The following is an 18857-nucleotide window of genomic DNA, read 5'->3' as shown; positions in this document are numbered from 1 at the left end:
CGATCCGAGACGCCAGGTCTGGATAGGGTGTTGGCATGGCATCACTCGCGACGCGCGCCGTGGGCGTGGACATCGGCGGCACGGGCATCAAAGCGGGGATCGTGGATCTGGACCGCGGTGAGCTCATCAGCGATCGCGTCAAGGTCGCCACTCCCGAGGGCGCGCAGCCGCCGGACGTGCTGGCCGCGGTCACCGAGGTGCTCTCGACTCTGGGCGTCGCCGATGACGAGACGGTGCCGCTGGGCGTCGCGTTCCCGGCCATCGTGAAGAACGGCATGACGCTGTCGGCCGCGAACGTGTCGGATCGGTGGATCGGCTTCGAGGCCGAGAAGTTCTTCGAGAAGGGCCTCGGGCGCGACATCCATTTCGCCAACGACGCCGACGTCGCCGGGGTGGCAGAGATGCGCTACGGCGCCGCCAAAGACCAGCGGGGTCTGACGATCCTCACCACGCTCGGCACCGGCATCGGGTCCGCGCTGTTGTACAACGGCGTGCTCGTACCCAATTCCGAGCTCGGGCACGTGCAGAGGGCGAAGCACGGCAAGGACGCCGAGGCCTACGCCGCGTACTCCGCGATGGAGCGGGACGAGCTCTCATGGGAACAGTGGGCCGAGCGGCTGCAGTGGTACTACAGCCACATCGAGTTCCTGTTCAGTCCCGACCTCTTCGTCGTCGGCGGCGGCGTGTCCAAGCACGCCGACAAGTTCCTGCACCTGCTCGACCTCAAGACGCCGATCGTGCCGGCCGTGCATCGGAACAACGCCGGGATCATCGGCGCCGCCGCGCTCGCACGGGACTGACGCGCACGGGCTGACGAGAGGGCGAATGGGCCGGCCTGTACGCCGGGTTCTGTCCGGGGGCCGGAGCCCCGTGGACGGTCATCTCTCTCGGCGACACGTTGCCGTGCCGCTCCAGCGGCCTACCCGGGGACTCGGCGGGCCGCGTCATCATCCCCTGTCTGGCCTTGCACCGGGCGAGGTTTGCCGTGCGGGTCGTGTCACCACGACCCCGGTGGTCTCTTACACCACCCTTTCACCCTTACCGGGACGGATGCCCCGGCGGTCTGCTCTCTGTGGCACTGTCTCGCGGATCGCTCCGGGTGGGTGTTACCCACCGCCCTGCCCTGTGGTGCCCGGACGTTCCTCGGCGCGAGACGGCGAACCGTCCGCGACGCGACCGTCCAGCCGACCCATTCGCGTGCCCGAGCCTAAGGCATCCGCCTGGGCGAATGTGTCAGGATCACCGGCGCGATCGCCGTTCAGGGTGTAGCATGGCGCCATCAGTCGGCTGGGGAGTTTGACTGTATTCGCCTGCTGGGGAGGCACCGATGAAAACTATGGCATCCGCCGTGCTCGCGTTGAGCGCGCTGCTGATTCTGGGAGGGTCGGCCGCTGCGAACGCGGAGGCCGACGATTACACGCCGACGGATCCTGGGACGCCGACGCTGGCGGGGTCGACGGCGGTCGGCGAGTGCGACCGCGACGTCCCGTGGATCTCGTACGACATCTCGCTGATCGATCCTGACGGGCAGTTCACGACCGCTCAGGCAACCCTCGTGCTGACGAACGGACAGCAGTCCACGAGCATCGCACTGGGCGCGCTCGTCGGAGGCGAGCTGTCAGGACGTGTGCTGTGGCCCGGAGCGTCGATCGATGCCGGGGGCAACGCCACCGGCTGGCCGGGCTGGGCGTTCGAGAACGGGCAATGGGTCGAGACCGAGGGCAACTTCCGGTGGACGCGCGGTGCCATCACCGCCACCATCGAGGTGAACCCGTCCGTCGTCGTGCCGGTCTCGTATCCGCCGTCGACCCCGATGTGCGCGGCCGATCCGCCCGGACGCGGAAGCGCAGCAGCACTGCCGGCGACCGGTGTGAGCGCGATCGTCCTGCCGATCGCCGTGGTCGGCGTGCTCGCCGCCATCACCGGGATCCTGCTCGTCGTCGGTCGGCGCCTCGCGCGACGCTGACATGCTGTCTTCGAAAGCGGCGCCGCATCGGCGACGCTGGCTTCTGTTCGCTCTGGCAGCCGTCACGCTCGCGCTGGTCGCCGTCGTCGGCTGGATCGGTGTGCGTGCACTGATGGTGAAGTCGGAGCTGGATGCGCTCTCGCAGCTCGCCGAGGCGGCGCAGACCGCCGTCGGCGACACCGACTTCCCGCGGGTGACGGCGATCGTGACGGACATCGAGCGGCATGCAGAGCGCGCCTCCGGGCTTTCGAGCGATCCGGTCTGGCGCGCGGCTGAAGCGCTTCCCGGCGTCGGGGAGAACCTTCGGGCGGTGCGCGTCGTCTCCGTCGAGCTCGCAGCGGTCGCAGGCGCGGTTCCCGAGGCGCTCGAGGTCATCGGCCCGCTCCAGGAGCGCGCCTCGGGCGCCGTCGTGGACATCGAAGCGCTGGCCGCGGCGGCCGGCGGCCTCGAGCGTCTCGCGGCCGCGACGGAGCATGCATCCGCAGAACTCGGGACGCTCGACGCCGATGCCCTGGTGAGCCCCGTGTCGAGCGGGGTGCTGCGGATGCGAGACATCATGGACACCCTTGCACCGACGTCGGCCGCCGCGGCGCAAGCGGCGCGACTCCTTCCTTCCGTCCTCGGCTCTGATGGTCAGCGGACGATTCTCGTCATGGTGCAGAATCCGGCGGAGCTCCGGACGGCCGGCGGGATCACGGGTACATTCGCGGAGGTGAGCGCGGACGGGGGCACGCTCTCGCTCGTGCGACAAGCGGATTCCGCAGAGTTCCCCGTCGAAGCCGCGCCTGTCGCGGAGGTTCCCGACAGCACCATCTCGCTGTATGGCGACGGAGTCGGACGGTACGTCCAGAACGCGTCCATGACGACCGACTTCGCAGTAACGGGTTCACTCGCAAGCGCGTGGTGGTCTCGGGTGGGCGGCTCCACGCCAGACACTGTCATCGCCGTCGACCCCTTCGTGCTGCAGGCAGTGCTGGCTGCGACAGGCCCGGTCACGTTGCCGACGGGCGCGTCGCTCAGCGCTGACAACGCGATCGACACGCTCCTCGTCGAACCGTACCGATCGATGGCTGCGGAGGGGCAGTCCGCGCTGTTCCGCGGCGCTCTTGACGCGGTGTTCGCGCGGACCACCGGCGGCGATGTGAACGCGTTCGCGCTGCTGCAGGCGCTCGACAAGCCCGCCCGCGAGGGCCGCATCTCACTGTGGAGCGCGCACGAGGATGAGAATGCGGTCTTCGCGGCGTCTGGTCTCGGTGGACCGGCGGCGCGTCAGGCGGCGGCGGGGGACGGCGCGTTCGGCGTGTACTTCAACGACGCGACCGGCGGAAAGATGGCCTCCTACCTCCGGGTGTCGCTCGCGACGACCGTCCTCGCGTGTCGCGCGGACGGCCTGGCTGAGGTCGCTGTGACGGTCGGCATGGGCAGCGACGCGCCCGCCGACGCCGAGGCACTCCCGATGAGCGTCACCGGCGGCGGTTTGTTCGGCGTCGGCGCTGGAGACATCGGCACGAACGTCACCGTCTCGGCGCCGTCGGGCTCGTATCTCGGGGCGGTTGTCGTCAAGGGAGAGCGCTACCCGGCGGCGACCGCGATCGATCGCGGACGGGCGGCGAGCACTGCCCGCGTGAACCTGTCACCGGGTGAGGTCAACGAGTTGGAGTTCCGTTTCCTGATCCCCGCCGCCGCCGCGCAGGAGCCGGCGATCGTCCACACTCCGCTCATGAACGAGCCCGCGATCGATATGAACGCCCGTGCGTGCAAGGCGACCGCCTCCGCGACCACGGCCGCTCCGTGACGGCGGTCAGTCTTTCAAGGCGGTCTCTGCCACGCGGACATCGAGCGGGAAGTCGATCGGGAAGCCACCGAACAGGATCCGTCCCGCGGTGGTCGCGGCATCCGTCACCGCCTGCGCGGCGGACTCGGCCTGCTCTGCCGGCGCATGCACGATGACCTCGTCATGGAGGAAGAATGCGAGATGCGCCCGCCGCTCGAACACGGCACCGGAGCGCCCGGCGGCGTGGTCGGCGGGAATCGGGTCCAGGGCGTTGAGCCGGGCCCGAAGGTCGGCCATCCACGCCAGCGCCCACTCGGCCGCCGTTCCCTGGACGACGAAATTGCGCGTGAATCTGCCGCGATCGCGGGCCCACCTCCGAGCGCGAGTCTCGTCCGCCCCGGATGCCTCGGCCTCCGTCGCGCGTGACTGTGCCACCGACCACTCGGCCGAGGGCGCCGGCGACGTCCGGCCGAGCCAGGTCGAGACCAGACCGCCGTCCTCGCCGACGCGCGCGGCGTCGTCCACGAGGCCCATCGCGCGGGGGTAGGCACGGCGCAGTCGCGGCACGAGCCGGCCGGACTCCCCCGTCGTCGCACCGTACATCGCGCCGAGGAGCGCGATCTTCGCCTCCTGCCGTGTCGCGACTGCACCGCTGTCGACGATCCCCGCATAGAGGTCCCGACCGCGGGCCGCGCCGGCGAGTGCGTGATCTCCCGACATCGCGGCCAGCACGCGAGGCTCGAGCTGGGCGACGTCGGCGACGACGAGCCGCCATCCCGGGTCGGCGCGCACCGCCTCGCGCAGCTGACGCGGCAGCTGCAATGCCCCACCGCCCGATGAGGCCCACCGTCCGGTGACGACTCCCCCTGGCACGTACACGGGGCGGAATCGCCCGTCGTGCACCCATTCGTCGAGCCAGGCCCATCCGTTCGCCGAGAGGAGGCGCGAGAGCTTCTTGTACTCGAGGAGCGGCTCGATGACGGGATGCCGCTGCTCGGCCAGCTCCCAGCGGCTCGTGGATTCGACGAGAACGCCCACGCGGTGAAGCGCCCGCAGCAGCTTCGGCTGCGAGTCGAGGCTCGCCGCGGGATCGCCGAGCGCATCGCGGACACGCGCTGCCGCTGCCGCGAGGAGTGCCGGCTGACCGCCGCCGGTGGGCCGCTCCCCCAGCGCCTCGGTGAGGATCCGGTCGTGCTCGGCCGCATCCCACGGCAGCCCCGCCGCACGCAGCTCCACGGCGATGAGCGCTCCCGCCGATTCCGCGGCGGTGAGCAGGCGGAGCCGTCCGGGGTCGGCGCTGTCGGTGACGGCCTCGCGTTGCCGTGCGAACTCCGCGAGAGCAGCGTCCACATCCGAGGGAGTCCCCGCCGCAGGCCCCGAGTCCTCGAGGTCGAACAATCCCGGCGCCGGGGTGTCCGGCTCGACGTACGGCACCGCGTCCCAGCCGACGGAGCCGCGCACCGGGGCGTCCGGCTGCACGAGTGCGGACCCGCGGAGAATCGCGTGACTCAGACGGAGATCGTGACAGCGGGCCACTCGCGCGCCGTGGTCGAGGATGCCGCCGTACCACTGAGGCGTGTCGTTCCAGACCCACCGCGGAGACCACGACGATTCCTCGCGTGCGACCCACTCGGCGAATCCGGATGCCGCGATCCGGCGCCGGTCAGTCTCCCGGCCGGTCGCGTCCAGATCGACGGCGACCACATCTTCGCCGCTGCGCCCGAGGACGATCCATGCGGGCGGGTCAGCGGCGCCCACGGTGCGTCACAGACCGGACTCCTCATCCCGGACGAGGATGCAGCCGCACTCGGGACACGTGACGACGGCGTCCTCAGCGGCGTGCCGCAGGGTGTTGAGGTCGCTTCCGGAGAGAACCATGTTGCAGCCCTCGCATGTGCGCCGGCGCAGCAGCGCGGCACCGGAGCTGCGCACCGCGAGCTTCTCGTAGAGCGCCAGCAGGTCGGCGGGCACGGTGCCGGCAACGGCAGACCGGTCCCGCGTGGCGGCGCCGAACGCCGCAGTGGCCTCAGCGACGGCTCGCTTGCCCTCGGCACTGAGGTCGGCGCCCTCGGCGTTCGTCGCCGCGATGAGCGCCTCCTGCTCGGCGACGGCGGCGTCTGCCTCTTCGAGGCGTTCCATCACCGCCAGCTCGGCATCCTCGAGGTCGCTCTTGCGCCGGGCGAGGGCCTCGAGCTCGCTCTGGAACCCCTGCACCTCCTTGGAGTTGCTCGACGCGGCGAGCCGTTCGGTATCGCGAGCGGCGCGCGCGTCCACGACGGCGACATCGGACTCGATGCGCGACAGCTCGGTGCGCAGGTCATCGCGCGTTCCCAGACGCACGCTCAGTTCCTGCGAGAGCTGCTGACGGCGCGCGAGCAGCTCCTGTACACGAGACGCCTGCGGCGGGCTCTTGCGGGCGTGCTCGGCCTGACGGATGCGAGCGTCGAGCTGCGCGAGGTCGATGAGGCGGCGCTGGTCGGCGGGGCTGGCGTTCACGGACCCAACCTACCGCGGGGTGTCGACCCCGCGATGCTGTCTCGGCCGGGCCTGCCTGTGGGATCGGCCACGTCCTGGGTATCGGGACTCAGAATTCGTGGGCCAGGAAATCCTCAGGATCGGAAGCAGGACCGGTGGTGAAGAAGATGCGCGACTCGTCTCCCGGCGTCGAAGGATCGTAGAGAACCGTCACCGGCGCGCCGACTGGCGGCACCTCCGTCGTCCGGTATCTCACGACTCGCTTCACCCAGCGATCAGTACCGCTGAGGTCCGTGAAGGTCACCGTCAGGCTGAAGATCATCTGCGATGCCTCGCTCGAGGGCACCGTGGACTCGGTGACCGAGCCCTGCACGCGACGCCCCGAGACGATGAGGCGCGACACCAGCTCCCGCCGGCGCGTCGCCCGGCGTCGCCCGCCGATGCCCAGCAGGAAGAAGAGCACCGCGAACAGCGCGAACAGTGCCGGCAGCCACCACTGGGCGGAATAGAAGATCCAGGCGCCCATCCCCCACGGCTCATGCTCGCCGAAGGTCGGATCGATCTGCATCCCGACCTGGTCCGGCGCCGTCCAGGACAGGCAGCCGATCCACACGCCGCCCGCCAGCCCCGCAGTCAGCAGGGTGAGCGGCCCCACCCCGGCGAATCGCATCCTGTCCCCGGTGTAGCGGTGATTCCACGTGGAGTAGAGCCACCAGGAGAAGATCGACGCGACGATGCCGATCGGCAGCCAGACGAACGGCGAGCTCATCTGCGACTCCCAAGTGGAGAAGACGCTGTTCAGCTCCATCAATCGGAACGTGTCGAGGAAGCCCGCGAAACCGAACCCGGCGACCGCCCCCGTCGCGATGATCAGGATTCCGGAGAACACGGCGGCGACGGCCGCTCCGGTGGTGCCGCGGTGCCGCTCGAAGCGTTCGCGGCGGGCTGCGGCCGGATCGACGGTGCTCACGGCGCACAGCCTAGCGGGACCTCCGCCGGGTGATGCTCGCCGGCAGATGCGCGGAGGCACCGCCTCCGGTGCAGTGCTCTTGTGGGCCCTGCCGGGATCGAACCGACGACATCCACGGTGTAAACGTGGCGCTCTACCAGCTGAGCTAAAGGCCCTCGCCGGCCAGTCTACGAGGTGCGTCCGCCAGCCCTCGAACTCGGTAGGCTGGCAGATGGTGCGTTGTGCACGGCTGACAAAGCCTGCGCCGCTCCGGTAGCGATTACCTGGCACGATCTGCCAGACGACGAAAGGTCATCTGTGACTGTCAACGATCAGGATCCGTACTCGCAGGAACCCCTCGACAGCGATCCCGATGAGACCTCCGAGTGGCAGGAATCCCTGCAGCAGCTCGTGCAGGCGAAGGGCCACGGTCGTGGCCGCGAGATCATGCTGAGCCTGCTGCAGACCTCGCACGAACTGCAGCTGAATGTGCCGCAGGTTCCCACCACCGACTACATCAACACCATCGCGCCCGACAATGAGCCGGAGTTCCCCGGCGACGAAGAGCTCGAGCGGCGCTATCGCCGATGGATCCGGTGGAACGCCGCGCTCACGGTCCATCGCGCGCAGCGCCCCGGGATCGGCGTCGGCGGCCACATCTCGACCTACGCCTCGTCGGCGTCGCTCTACGAGGTCGGCTTCAACCACTTCTTCCGTGGCCTGGACGACCGGAACGGCGGCGACCAGATCTTCATCCAGGGGCACGCCTCCCCCGGCATCTATGCCCGCTCGTTCCTCGAGGGACGCCTCACCGAGACGCAGCTCGACGGCTTCCGTCAGGAGAAGTCGAAGGCGCCCGACGGACTGCCGTCCTACCCGCACCCGCGGCTCATGCCCGAGTACTGGCAGTTCCCGACGGTGTCGATGGGACTCGGCCCGATCAACGCCATCTACCAGGCGATGACGAACAAGTACCTCACCAATCGCGGGATCAAGGATCTGTCGAACTCGCGCGTGTGGGCCTTCCTCGGCGACGGCGAGATGGACGAGGTCGAGAGCCGCGGGCAGCTCCAGGTCGCTGCCAACGAGGGCCTGGACAACCTGACGTTCGTCGTCAACTGCAACCTGCAGCGCCTCGACGGACCCGTCCGCGGCAACGGCAAGATCATCCAGGAGCTCGAGAGCTTCTTCCGCGGTGCCGGCTGGAACGTCATCAAGGTCGTCTGGGGCAGCGGCTGGGACGAGCTGCTGTCGAAGGACGTCGACGGCGCCCTCGTGCACCTGATGAACACGACTCCCGACGGTGACTTCCAGACCTACCGTGCCGAGGACGGCGCCTTCATCCGCGAGCACTTCTTCGGGCGCGACGAGCGCACCGCCGCGCTCGTGAAGGACTGGTCCGACGAGGACATCTGGGGCAACCTGCGCCGCGGCGGCCTCGACTATCGCAAGGTGTACGCCGCTTACAAGGCTGCGACCGAGCACAAGGGCCAGCCCACCGTCATCCTTGCGAAGACCATCAAGGGCTACGGCCTCGGTCATCACTTCGAGGGCCGCAACGCGACCCACCAGATGAAGAAGATGACGCTGCAGGACCTCAAGTACTTCCGGGACTCGATGCGCATCCCGATCACGGACGCGCAGCTGGACGAGAACCCGTACCAGCCGCCGTACTACAACCCCGGTCCCCAGGACGAGACGATCCAGTACATGCTGGAGCGCCGTCGCGAGCTGGGCGGGTTCCTGCCCGAGCGCCGTACCCACCACGTGGGTCTTCAGCTGCCGGGCGATGAGGCGTACGCGCTGCCCAAGAAGGGCTCGGGCACGCAGGAGATCGCCACGACCATGGCGTTCGTGCGGCTCCTGAAGGACCTGCTGCGCGCCAAGGACTTCGGGCACCGCATCGTGCCGATCATCCCCGACGAGGCACGCACGTTCGGCATGGACGCGTACTTCCCGACGGCGAAGATCTACAATCCCCACGGCCAGAACTACACCTCGGTCGACCGCGAGCTCCTCCTTGCGTACAAGGAGAGCCCGCAGGGCCAGATCATGCACGTGGGCATCAACGAGGCGGGCGCCGTCGCGGCGTTCACCGCCACCGGCACGTCGTACTCCACGCACGGCGAGCCGCTCATCCCGGTGTACGTCTTCTACTCGATGTTCGGCTTCCAGCGAACCGGCGACGCACAGTGGGCGGCAGGCGACCAGATGGCGCGAGGCTTCATCATCGGAGCCACCGCCGGCCGCACCACGCTGACCGGCGAAGGCCTGCAGCACGCGGACGGTCACTCTCAGCTGCTCGCATCGACGAACCCTGCGACGCTGTCGTATGACCCCGCGTACGGCTACGAGATCGCGCACATCGTCCGGGCCGGTATCGAGCGCATGTACGGCGGCAATCACCCCGACCCGAACGTCATGTACTACCTCACGGTGTACAACGAGCCTCTCGTGCAGCCTGCCGAACCGGAAGGCGTGGACGTGGACGGCATCGTCCGCGGCATCCACCGCATCTCGACGCCCGAGGGCGACGGGCCGCGCGCTCAGATCCTCGCTTCGGGTGTCGGTGTGCCGTGGGCTCTCGAGGCGCAGCAGCTGCTGCGCGACGACTGGGGCGTGCAGGCCGATGTGTGGTCGGTCACCTCTTGGACCGAGCTGCGCCGCGACGGCCTGGCCGCCGACGAGCACAACTTCCTTCACCCGGAGGCAGAGCCGAAGACGGCGTACATCACGCAGAAGCTGAAGGACACCCCGGGACCGGTCGTCGCCGTGAGCGACTTCATGCACGCGGTGCAGGACCAGATCCGGCCGTGGGTCGAGCACCGATTCGTGACCCTCGGCGCCGACGGCTTCGGCTTCTCGGACACCCGCGCGGCCGCACGTCGCTTCTTCAAGATCGACGGCCCCTCGATCGTCGTGCGCACCCTTCAGGCCCTGGCCGCGGACGGCGTCGTAGACCGCGGCCTCGCGGCACAGGCGATCGAGAAGTACCGGCTGCACGATGTGACCGCGGGAACGAGCGGGAACGCCGGCGGCGAGAGCTGATCCGCCCGATGCCCTCGACCGCAGCGATGGACAAGGACGACACGCTCGCGTGGCTGCGCCGCATCTCGGGCGACATCGCGACCGTCACCATCAAGCGGCTCGAGGACACCCTGCCCTGGTATGCCGAGATGCCCCCGGCCCGACGCTCCGCCGTCGGGCTGGTGGCACAGGCAGGCATCACGTCGTTCATCCAGTGGTACGACGATCCCGAGTCGACCCCGTGGATCGCGTCCGACATCTTCGCCGCCGCGCCCCGCGAGCTCCTGCGCAGCGTCAGCCTGCAGCAGACGCTGCAGTTGATCCGGGTGACCGTCGAGGTCACCGAGGAGCGCGTTGCGGGACGGGGTGAGCACCTTCGCGAGGCGATCCTCCTCTATTCGCGCGAAGTCGCTTTCGCGGCGGCGGATGTCTACGCCCGCGCCGCTGAGGCGCGCGGGTTGTGGGATGCCCGGCTCGAGGCACTCGTCGTCGACTCCATCCTCACCGGCGAGGCCGATGAGGAGCTGCCCAGCCGCATCGCCGCCCTCGGCTGGCATGGCCACGGCGAAGTAGCGGTGCTGGTCGGAACCACTCCGCCCCAGTTCGACGTCGACCAGCTGCGCCGAACCGCACGCAAGCTCGGCGTGGACGTGCTGATCGGCGTTCAGGGCTCTCGCCTGGTCCTCGTCCTCGGCCGCGCCGAACTGTCGGCACGGCCCGACGAGCCCGATACCGATTTGCCCTTCGGCGAGATCGCGAAACGGCTCGAGCCCGGTTTCGGCGGCGGATACCTCGTGCTCGGACCGACGGTGCCGGCGCTGGTCGACGCCGGCCAGAGCGCCCGCGGGGCTCTCGCGGGTTTCGCCGTCGCGCGCGCATGGCGTCACGCTCCGCGCCCCGTGGAAGCCGACGATCTGCTGCCGGAGCGAGCGCTGGCCGGGGATCCGCTGGCCAAGCAGACCCTCGTGGAGCGCATCTACCGCCCACTTCAGTCGCACAGCGCCGACCTGGTGGCGACGCTGTGGGCTTATCTCGACAACGGCCGTTCTCTCGAGGCGACCGCACGCGAGCTGTTCGTGCACCCCAACACGGTGCGCTACCGGCTCAAGCGGGTGTCCGAGGTCATCGGCTGGGATGCGACAGGACCGCGTGAAGCGCTGATCCTGCAGACGGCCCTGATCCTGGGATCGATCGGAACGGATGCCACGCGCCGGCGCCCGGCCCCGACCCGGCGCGGCACGTCCTGACGCAGGATCGCCCACACCGTGTGTACGGCACGCACAAAGCCTTCCGGCATTCTTGTGACGATACCGCCAGAACCCGCTCCGTGATCATTGACAGGATGGAACAGTGAGAATTGCGGTCTTCCCCGGACAGGGCTCCCAGTCCCCCGGCTTCCTCGCCCCCTGGCTCGCCGTGGACGGCGCGCGTGAGCGTCTCGCCCAGTACTCCGAGTGGTCGGGGATCGACCTCGTCGCGGCGGGAACCGAATGGGATGCCGACCGCATCCGCGATACACAGGTGGCGCAGCCACTGATCGTCGCCGCGAGTCTGCTGTCGTGGAACGCCCTGCCCGGCCGTGAGCGCGTCGGCGGCGTCGCTGGTCACTCGGTCGGCGAGTTCGCCGCCGCCGCCGCCGCCGGCATCCTCAGCGAGCAGGCGGCGCTCAGCCTCGTCGGCATCCGTGGACGCGCGATGGCCGATGCCGCCGCCGCCGCCCGGACCGGCATGAGCGCTGTGATCGGCGGGGATGAGGCATCCGTCCTCAGCCGCCTCGCAGAGCTCGAACTCGCGCCGGCCAACTACAACGGCGGCGGACAGCTTGTCGTCGCGGGCGCCGCGGAGGCTCTGCAGGCGCTGGCTGCCGAGCCGGTCTCCGGGACCCGCGTGATCCCGCTCCAGGTCGCCGGTGCGTTCCACACGCACTACATGGCGCCGGCTGTCGAGACGCTCCGCGCCGCCGCCGACGAAGTGGCGGCCTCCGACCCCGCTGTGACCGTCTGGACCAACAGCGATGGGACGGCCGTCACCTCGGGCGCCGTGTTCGTCGAGCTGCTGGTCGATCAAGTGGCATCACCCGTGCGCTGGGACCTGTGCATGTCCTCGTTCGCCGATGCGGGCATCGACGGACTCGTCGAGCTCTCGCCCGCCGGTACGCTGACGGGACTCGCCAAGCGCGCGCTGCGCGGCGTGCCGGCCGTGGCGGTCAAGACTCCCGACGACCTGGACGCTGCGGCAGCCCTGCTCGCCGCCGACGTGTGACCGGAGACACCATGACTCGAACCATCGTTCAGCCCACCGGGGCCGCTCACACGCGCATCTACGCCTACGGTGCCGCCCGCGGCGAGATCTCCGTCCCCAACGACGACCTCGTCGGACCGATCGACTCGAGCGATGAGTGGATCCGCCAGCGCACCGGAATCGTGACGCGTACTCGTGCCGTGCCTGAGACCGACGCGATCGATCTGGCGACGGATGCCGCGCGTGAGGCGATCGAGCGCTCCGGAGTCGACCCGTCGCAGGTGGACGCCGTGATCGTCGCGACGGTGAGCAATCCCAAGCAGACGCCGTCGGTCTCGGCGATCGTCGCCGACCGGGTCGGAGCCAATCCCGCCGCCGCGTACGACGTCAACGCGGCGTGCGCCGGCTTCGCCTACGGCGTCGCCCAGGCCGACGCGCTCATCCGGGCGGGAGCCGCGCACTACGCGGTCGTCGTCGGCGCCGAGAAGCTCAGCGATATCGTGGATCCCACCGACCGCAGCATCTCATTCCTCCTGGGTGACGGCGCCGGAGCAGTCGTCATCGGACCAAGTGACACGCCCGGTATCGGCCCCACCGTGTGGGGATCGGACGGCTCGAAGGCCGACGCCGTCGGGATGAACCACACCCTCACCGAGTTCCGCGACGGCCTCGCCCCCTGGCCGACGCTGCGGCAGGAGGGCCCCACCGTCTTCCGCTGGGCCGTGTGGGAGATGGTGAAGGTGGCACGTCAGGCGCTCGAGGCGGCCGGCGTGGAAGCATCCGATCTCGCCGCCTTCGTGCCGCACCAGGCCAACATGCGCATCATCGACGAGTTCGCCAAGCAGCTCGGGCTTCCCGACACGGTGGTCGTGGGCCGCGACATCGAGACGACCGGCAATACATCGGCGGCATCGATCCCGCTGGCCACCCACCGCCTGCTCGAGGAGAACCCCGGGCTGAGTGGCGGGCTCGCGCTGCAGATCGGGTTCGGAGCCGGGCTCGTCTTCGGCGCCCAGGTCGTCGTCCTTCCGTGAGCCGGCGGCGCGCGACTCTAGACTGAGACCCGCCCGCCCGGGCTGTCGTACCCCCAAGAAACAGGAGAAACCATGGCATTCACCACCGACGAGGTCCTCGCCGGGCTCGCCGAGCTCATCACCGATGAGACGGGCATCTCGGCCGACGAGGTCGCGCTCGAGAAGTCGTTCACGGATGACCTCGACATCGACTCGATCTCGATGATGACGATCGTCGTCAACGCCGAGGAGAAGTTCGGGGTCACGATCCCCGACGACGAGGTCAAGAACCTCAAGACCGTCGGCGACGCCGTCAGCTACATCACGTCGAACCAGGCGTAGCAGCCCCGGTGGGGGCTGCGGCCCCCACCGGCTCACCCACGAGGATCTGGACCACATGAGCAACTCCCGCATCGTCGTCACCGGCATCGGCGCATCGTCGCCCCTCGGTGGCACGGCACCCGAGAGCTGGTCGGCGCTGCTGGACGGCGCCTCCGGCACCAGCACCCTCGAGCACGAATGGGTCGAGCAGTATCAACTGCCCGTCACCTTCGCCGCTCAGGCGAAGGTGCGGCCCGACACCGTCCTCGACCGTCCTGTCGCGAAGCGACTCGATCCCGCCTCGCAGTTCGCGCTGGTCGCGGCGATGGAGGCCTGGGCGGATGCCGGAAGCCCCGACGTCGAGCCGGAACGGCTCGGTGTGGACTTCGCCACCGGTATCGGCGGCGTGTGGACACTCCTGGACGCGTGGGACACACTGCGCGAGAAGGGTCCGCGCCGCGTCATGCCGATGACGGTGCCGATGCTCATGCCGAACGCCGCCGCGGGCAACCTCTCTCTGCACTTCGGCGCCCGCGCGTACGCCCGGACGGTCGCGAGCGCGTGCGCCTCGAGCACCGAGTCGATCGTGAACGCGGTCGAGCACATCCGCGCGGGCCTTGCCGACGTGGTGATCGCCGGCGGAACCGAGTCCGCCATCCACCCGATCACGATCGCGTCGTTCGCCTCGATGCAGGCGCTCTCGCGCCGCAATGACGACCCGGCCAGGGCGTCACGTCCCTGCAGCGTCGACCGAGACGGCTTCGTGATGGGCGAGGGAGCCGGTGCGCTCATCCTCGAGACCGAGGAGCACGCGCGTGCGCGCGGCGCCAAGATCTACGGCGTCGTCGTGGGCGGCGGTGTCACGGCCGACTCGTATCACATCACCGCGAACGACCCCGAGGGGCTCGGCGCCGCCCGCGCCGTGCGCATGGCGTTGGCGATGGCGGATGCCTCGCCCGACGACGTCACGCACATCAACGCGCACGCGACCTCGACGCCGGTGGGCGATCCCAACGAGTACCAGGCGCTCAAGGCCGTCTTCGGCGCCCGAGTCGACGAGATCCCCGTCTCGGCGACGAAGGCCTCGACCGGCCACCTGCTGGGCGGCACCGGAGCGCTCGAAGCGATCTTCACGATTCTCGCCCTGCGCGACGGCATCGCTCCCCCGACGATCAACATCACGACCCAGGATCCCGAGATCCCGTTCCGCATCTCGGGCTCGACGACTCCGCTCGGCGACGGCCCGCAGCTCGCGATCAGCAACTCGTTCGGCTTCGGCGGACACAACGCCGTCGCGGCATTCGCCTCGGCCTGACGCGGCCGCACGCACGAAGACGCCCCCGGTGAAGCCGACCGGGGGCGTCTGTCGTTCTCAGGCGGTGGCGATTCGCTTTCCCAGCTGCCAGGAGTGTCGTCACCGGCATCCGGTAATCGCGCCGCGCCCCGCCTGACGTCTATCGGACCGTCGCGCCTACCCGACCTTGTGCAGCCACACCACCGGGGCGTCGTCGCTGGCGTGCCGGAAGGGCTCGAGCTCGTCGTCCCATGCCGCCCCGAGCGCGACCTGAAGCTCGCGCTGCAGCTCCAACGCGTCCCCGCCGGCGATGTCCATGGCGTACCGGATCCGGTCCTCGCCGATGACGACGTTGCCTGCGGAATCGGTCTGCGCGTAGTGGATGCCGAGACCCGGCGTGTGCAGCCAGCGCCCGCCGTCGCTGCGCGGAGTGGGGTCTTCGGTCACCTCGAAGCGCAGGTGTTCCCACCCGCGGATCGCCGTGGCCAGCGCCGCACCCGTGCCGGCGGCGCCCTCCCAGTAGAACTCGCAGCGGCGGCTGCCGTCGAGGACAGGCTGGTCGGCCCAGTCGAAGTTCACGGCACGCCCGAGGGCGCGGCCGACAGCCCACTCGAGGTGGGGGCACAACGCTCGTGGCGCTGAGTGAATGTAGATCACTCCGCGCGCCTGTGGTGTCGCCATGATCTCTCCGTTCGTCAGGTGCGTCTTCCCCTACGACCTGACTCACCGGTGGCGAGCTCATAGCATGCTGTTCGGTTGTGCTGCCGCCATTATCGCCGAAAGGGCGGCCGAATCACAAGAGTGTGATTCGGCCGCCCTCTCAGCGGCAAGAGATGAGGCTCAGGCCTCGCTCATCGCCTGGACCTCGACCTGGCCCTTGGCCGCGTAGTAGGCGGCGCGAGCGGCATCCTTGCGGGCCTGCTCCGCGTACCCCGCCTCGAGCACTTCCTGCGGCACCTCGACGCTGTCGACCTTGTTCACGCCGTGGTGCTTCTCGATGTACGCGTCCAGCTCGGGACCTGAGGTCCACGAAGTGATGAGGCAGTAGCGGGGCTCGTCGCCGACGTGCGTGGCGGCATGCCAAAGCCGCTGAGTGTCGATGATGAGCTGCGCGCCGGCGGGGAGCGCGATACGCACCTCACCCGCCGGGTCCGTGCGGTTCTCACGCAGCACGAAGAAGCTGTCCTTGTCGTCGGTCAGGTTGAAGAACCCGCGCACGACCCAGCCCGTCCCGTCGGGGTTGAGCCGGTTGTTGTCGTCCTGGTGCAGGTTGTACAGGCACTCGCCATAAGGGGTCGGCTGCAGCTCGATGACGCGGCAGCGACCGACGTTGGCGCCGGGCTCCTGAGCGCGGCGCACGAGGTTCGGGGCTTTCTCGACCTGCGAGTCGATCCAGACGCCGTCCTTGTCGGTGCGCGGCGGCTTGTGGTTCCAGAAGCCGTTGCACTCGATCTCGCCGAAAGCGCTGGCCAGCGGCGCGAACCGCGTATCGCCCGACGACTTCCAGTCGTTGTACTCGATGTCGAGCCACTCCTTGGGGTCGAGCTCCTGGTTGTAGCGGTCGAGGACGACGTAGCCGGTCTCCTCGAGGGCGGCGGACTTGATGTAACCCATGACGAATCATGCCTTTCGGTCAGCGGGCCAGCACGTTTTTACAGGCCCAACTTAGGCAAGCCTACATCGCGGCTCTGCGGGGTCCCGGTGACGCTCCGGGCAACTCTCGTGGCCGGCATCCGGACCATAGACTGGTGTTGCCATGGTCAGTGCCACGAATGTCGACGCCACCGCAGTCAACACGATCGGGTGGCTGTCGGCAGCCGATTGGACCATCGTCGTCCCGGTGTACCAGCGCCAGTACCGGTGGGACATCGGCGCGTGCGAGCAGCTGCTCTCCGACATCCGTGCGGTGGCCGATCTCGATGACGGGCACATGCATTTCATCGGGTCGATCCTCTCGTCGGCGGGAGGGCACGGCGACGCCGCAGAGCTCGTGCTCATAGACGGGCAGCAGCGCACGACGACGCTCATGCTGCTCGTCGCGGCCCTGCATCACACCGTCCGCGGGTCCGACCCGGCACTCGCCGATCAGCTCGCGCGGGTGCTCGTGCATTCCGACGACCCGTCGCTGACGAAGCTGCGCCCGCATCACGCGTGGGCGTCGGTCTTCGAGCGCGTGGTCCTCGACCGCGCGCTCCCCGCCGGCCAATCCCGCGACTCGCGCTTCGACGACAACTACGCGTTCTTCCGCAGCCAGATCAGCCGTGACGAGGCACCGCACATCTGGCGCGGCTTGCAGAAACTCGAGCACGTGTCGATCACCCTCGGCGCCGGTGCGAACGCCCAGCAGATCTTCGAGAGCCTCAACTCCACGGGAGAGCCGCTGCGCGACCACGAACTCATCCACAACTACGTGCTGATGGGGCTCGGGCATGCCGAACAGCGCCGGATCGAATCCGAGTACTGGCACGCGATCGAGCAGAACACCGGTGAGTCCATCGCCGACTTCTGGCGGCAGTACCTGGTCATGAAGACCGGTCGCGAGGTCTCCGTCGTCGGCGGCCGCGGCGTGTACGACGCCTTCCGCCACGAGTTCCCGCGTCTCGAGCTCGCCGACCTGATCCGCAACGCCGAGGAATGGCGCGCGCTGTCTCGGGTGTACCGGACGCTGCTCGTCCCCGCGGAGGCGCCGGATGCCGAGATCGCGCGTCACCTGGGGTACCTCAACACCTTCGGCACGACGATGTATCCGCTGGTCATGCTCGCGTACCGCGATTTCGATCGGGGCGTGATCGGGCGGGACGATCTGATCGAGACGCTCGAGATGGTTCAGGCGCTTCTCGTTCGACGTTCCGTCGTCGGCACCGGCGTCGACCGTCTGGTTGCGCGACTGTGCCGCGCTCGGGCGCAGGGCGCGGCTGCCCTGGTTTCGGCGATTTCGCGGATCACGCCCTCCGACGAACGTGTCGCCGCGGCGCTGAAGTATGTCGACCTCCCCCACCCGCATTACGTGCTGGGCCGGATCGCCGGTGTGGACGGCGCCGGAGCTCTCGACCTCGAGCACATCGTGCCGCTCGCGCCCGGAGACACGTGGACCGGTGACGGCGTTCGCGAGTGGTCCGCGTACAGCGAGGACGAGCAGAACAGCCACCGTGCGCTTGCAAAGACGATCGGCAACCTCGCCCTGCTCGAAGAAGACCTCGCGGTGCGTGCGTTCGACCGGTCTTTCCCCGACAAGCGTGAGCTCTACGCGCGGAGTGCGGTGGCCACGACCGGGCCGATCGCCTCCCTCGACCGCTGGAACACGGCGGCGATCTCCGCACGGTCGGCACAGCTCGCCGCGCGTTTCGTCGAGATCTGGCAGCGCCCGGGAGGCCCCGCCATCGACGATGACGGCCTCACGCCCATTCTCGATGCGGTCAGGCGGCGCGGGTGGCCGCCCGGTTGGCAGCGCGAGTGGTCGTACGTGGAGTACTGCGGCGAGCACTGGGAGGTCTACGACGTCAAGTACCTCTTCAACCGTGTCTTCAAGCGCCTGTGGGCCGACTCGCGCGAGGCCGTCCTCACCTACAGCGGCCGGCGCGGTGGCCCGGTGTACACGGCGCAGTCCTGGAACGGCCAGTGGGACCGTCTGGACGACGAGCACTCGCTCTACATGGGCTGGGACTCCAGTTACATGCTGAGCGCTGTGCAGGGCGTGCTCGAAGAGGCGGGTCTGGCACCCGAGGTTTTCGTCAAGTACTCCTACATCGGCAACGCGATGTGACATGCGGTGGCGGATGCCTCGGCCGAGGCATCCG

Annotated in this window: 15 protein-coding genes, 1 tRNA gene and 1 other RNA gene; 10 read left to right on the top strand and 7 right to left on the bottom strand. The window is 69.1% G+C overall.

All coding sequences use genetic code 11. The annotated features are described in order from the left end of the window. Window positions 1-35: 35 nt before the first annotated feature. Window positions 36-800, top strand: coding sequence for a polyphosphate--glucose phosphotransferase (gene ppgK, locus ACLKM7_RS11130; RefSeq protein ID WP_436447245.1), 765 nt, complete (start codon window positions 36-38; stop codon window positions 798-800). Between the two features lie 22 nt (window positions 801-822). Here ppgK and rnpB read toward each other — a convergent pair. Further along, window positions 823-1192: RNase P RNA component class A (rnpB, locus tag ACLKM7_RS11125), an RNA gene on the bottom strand. A gap of 135 nt (window positions 1193-1327) precedes the next feature. Here rnpB and ACLKM7_RS11120 point away from each other — a divergent pair. Next, a complete protein-coding gene (locus tag ACLKM7_RS11120) occupies window positions 1328-1966 on the top strand; it encodes an LPXTG cell wall anchor domain-containing protein (protein WP_436447244.1) in 639 nt (212 codons plus the stop codon). A gap of 1 nt (window position 1967) precedes the next feature. Then, window positions 1968-3761, top strand: coding sequence for a DUF4012 domain-containing protein (locus ACLKM7_RS11115; protein ID WP_436447243.1), 1794 nt, complete (start codon window positions 1968-1970; stop codon window positions 3759-3761). Window positions 3762-3767: 6 nt separating this feature from the next. Here the strand turns inward: ACLKM7_RS11115 and ACLKM7_RS11110 are convergent, their stop codons facing one another. From ACLKM7_RS11110 to ACLKM7_RS11095, 4 genes are all read right to left on the bottom strand, one after another. After that, complete coding sequence (locus ACLKM7_RS11110; RefSeq protein ID WP_436447242.1) at window positions 3768-5498, bottom strand: bifunctional 3'-5' exonuclease/DNA polymerase; 1731 nt, start codon at window positions 5496-5498, stop codon at window positions 3768-3770. Window positions 5499-5504: 6 nt separating this feature from the next. Beyond that, on the bottom strand, window positions 5505-6236 hold the full coding sequence (locus tag ACLKM7_RS11105) for a zinc ribbon domain-containing protein (protein WP_436447241.1): 732 nt from the start codon (window positions 6234-6236) through the stop codon (window positions 5505-5507). An 88-nt stretch (window positions 6237-6324) separates the two neighbouring features. Then, window positions 6325-7185 (bottom strand): DUF3592 domain-containing protein, encoded by an 861-nt coding sequence (locus ACLKM7_RS11100; RefSeq protein ID WP_436447240.1) that lies wholly within the window; start codon window positions 7183-7185, stop codon window positions 6325-6327. 82 nt (window positions 7186-7267) lie between these two features. Then, window positions 7268-7340 (bottom strand) — tRNA-Val (locus ACLKM7_RS11095). A 142-nt stretch (window positions 7341-7482) separates the two neighbouring features. Between ACLKM7_RS11095 and aceE the strand changes: the two genes are divergently transcribed. The 6 genes from aceE (at window position 7483) to ACLKM7_RS11065 (ending at window position 15081) form a co-directional block, all read left to right on the top strand. Beyond that, on the top strand, window positions 7483-10212 hold the full coding sequence (gene aceE, locus ACLKM7_RS11090) for a pyruvate dehydrogenase (acetyl-transferring), homodimeric type (RefSeq protein ID WP_436447239.1): 2730 nt from the start codon (window positions 7483-7485) through the stop codon (window positions 10210-10212). Window positions 10213-10220: 8 nt separating this feature from the next. Further along, the gene (locus tag ACLKM7_RS11085; protein ID WP_436447238.1) at window positions 10221-11438 is read left to right on the top strand and encodes a PucR family transcriptional regulator; all 1218 of its coding nucleotides are present in this window, start codon (window positions 10221-10223) and stop codon (window positions 11436-11438) included. A 103-nt stretch (window positions 11439-11541) separates the two neighbouring features. Continuing rightward, window positions 11542-12453 (top strand): ACP S-malonyltransferase, encoded by a 912-nt coding sequence (locus ACLKM7_RS11080; RefSeq protein WP_436447237.1) that lies wholly within the window; start codon window positions 11542-11544, stop codon window positions 12451-12453. An 11-nt stretch (window positions 12454-12464) separates the two neighbouring features. After that, window positions 12465-13466 (top strand): beta-ketoacyl-ACP synthase III, encoded by a 1002-nt coding sequence (locus tag ACLKM7_RS11075; protein ID WP_436447236.1) that lies wholly within the window; start codon window positions 12465-12467, stop codon window positions 13464-13466. A 72-nt stretch (window positions 13467-13538) separates the two neighbouring features. After that, window positions 13539-13787, top strand: a complete 249-nt coding sequence (locus ACLKM7_RS11070; RefSeq protein ID WP_168913989.1) for an acyl carrier protein — start codon at window positions 13539-13541, stop codon at window positions 13785-13787. A gap of 55 nt (window positions 13788-13842) precedes the next feature. Further along, on the top strand, window positions 13843-15081 hold the full coding sequence (locus ACLKM7_RS11065) for a beta-ketoacyl-[acyl-carrier-protein] synthase family protein (protein ID WP_436447235.1): 1239 nt from the start codon (window positions 13843-13845) through the stop codon (window positions 15079-15081). Window positions 15082-15237: 156 nt separating this feature from the next. Here the strand turns inward: ACLKM7_RS11065 and ACLKM7_RS11060 are convergent, their stop codons facing one another. Together ACLKM7_RS11060 and ACLKM7_RS11055 are read right to left on the bottom strand one after the other, a co-directional pair. Further along, the gene (locus ACLKM7_RS11060) at window positions 15238-15741 is read right to left on the bottom strand and encodes a DUF3145 domain-containing protein (RefSeq protein ID WP_436447234.1); all 504 of its coding nucleotides are present in this window, start codon (window positions 15739-15741) and stop codon (window positions 15238-15240) included. A 159-nt stretch (window positions 15742-15900) separates the two neighbouring features. After that, on the bottom strand, window positions 15901-16674 hold the full coding sequence (locus ACLKM7_RS11055; protein WP_436447233.1) for a hypothetical protein: 774 nt from the start codon (window positions 16672-16674) through the stop codon (window positions 15901-15903). 142 nt (window positions 16675-16816) lie between these two features. On the opposite strand from ACLKM7_RS11055, the gene ACLKM7_RS11050 reads away from it, so the two are divergent. Beyond that, a complete protein-coding gene (locus ACLKM7_RS11050) occupies window positions 16817-18823 on the top strand; it encodes a DUF262 domain-containing protein (RefSeq protein WP_436447232.1) in 2007 nt (668 codons plus the stop codon). The last annotated feature ends 34 nt before the right edge of the window (window positions 18824-18857 follow it).

Source organism: Microbacterium sp. I2 (genome assembly GCF_051364985.1).
Lineage (GTDB): Bacteria > Actinomycetota > Actinomycetes > Actinomycetales > Microbacteriaceae > Microbacterium.
This window is presented reverse-complemented; position numbering and strand designations above follow the sequence as displayed.

What these genes read in the sequence shown, in the direction of transcription:
- ACLKM7_RS11115 (WP_436447243.1), top strand. Translation starts at nt 1,968, where the DNA reads ATGCTGTCTTCGAAAGCGGCGCCGCATCGGCGACGCTGGCTTCTGTTC.
- ACLKM7_RS11120 (WP_436447244.1), top strand. Translation starts at nt 1,328, where the DNA reads ATGAAAACTATGGCATCCGCCGTGCTCGCGTTGAGCGCGCTGCTGATT.
- ACLKM7_RS11050 (WP_436447232.1), top strand. Translation starts at nt 16,817, where the DNA reads ATGGTCAGTGCCACGAATGTCGACGCCACCGCAGTCAACACGATCGGG.
- ACLKM7_RS11065 (WP_436447235.1), top strand. Translation starts at nt 13,843, where the DNA reads ATGAGCAACTCCCGCATCGTCGTCACCGGCATCGGCGCATCGTCGCCC.
- ACLKM7_RS11085 (WP_436447238.1), top strand. Translation starts at nt 10,221, where the DNA reads ATGCCCTCGACCGCAGCGATGGACAAGGACGACACGCTCGCGTGGCTG.
- ppgK (WP_436447245.1), top strand. Translation starts at nt 36, where the DNA reads ATGGCATCACTCGCGACGCGCGCCGTGGGCGTGGACATCGGCGGCACG.
- ACLKM7_RS11070 (WP_168913989.1), top strand. Translation starts at nt 13,539, where the DNA reads ATGGCATTCACCACCGACGAGGTCCTCGCCGGGCTCGCCGAGCTCATC.
- ACLKM7_RS11055 (WP_436447233.1), bottom strand. Translation starts at nt 16,674, where the DNA reads ATGGGTTACATCAAGTCCGCCGCCCTCGAGGAGACCGGCTACGTCGTC.
- ACLKM7_RS11060 (WP_436447234.1), bottom strand. Translation starts at nt 15,741, where the DNA reads ATGGCGACACCACAGGCGCGCGGAGTGATCTACATTCACTCAGCGCCA.
- ACLKM7_RS11075 (WP_436447236.1), top strand. Translation starts at nt 12,465, where the DNA reads ATGACTCGAACCATCGTTCAGCCCACCGGGGCCGCTCACACGCGCATC.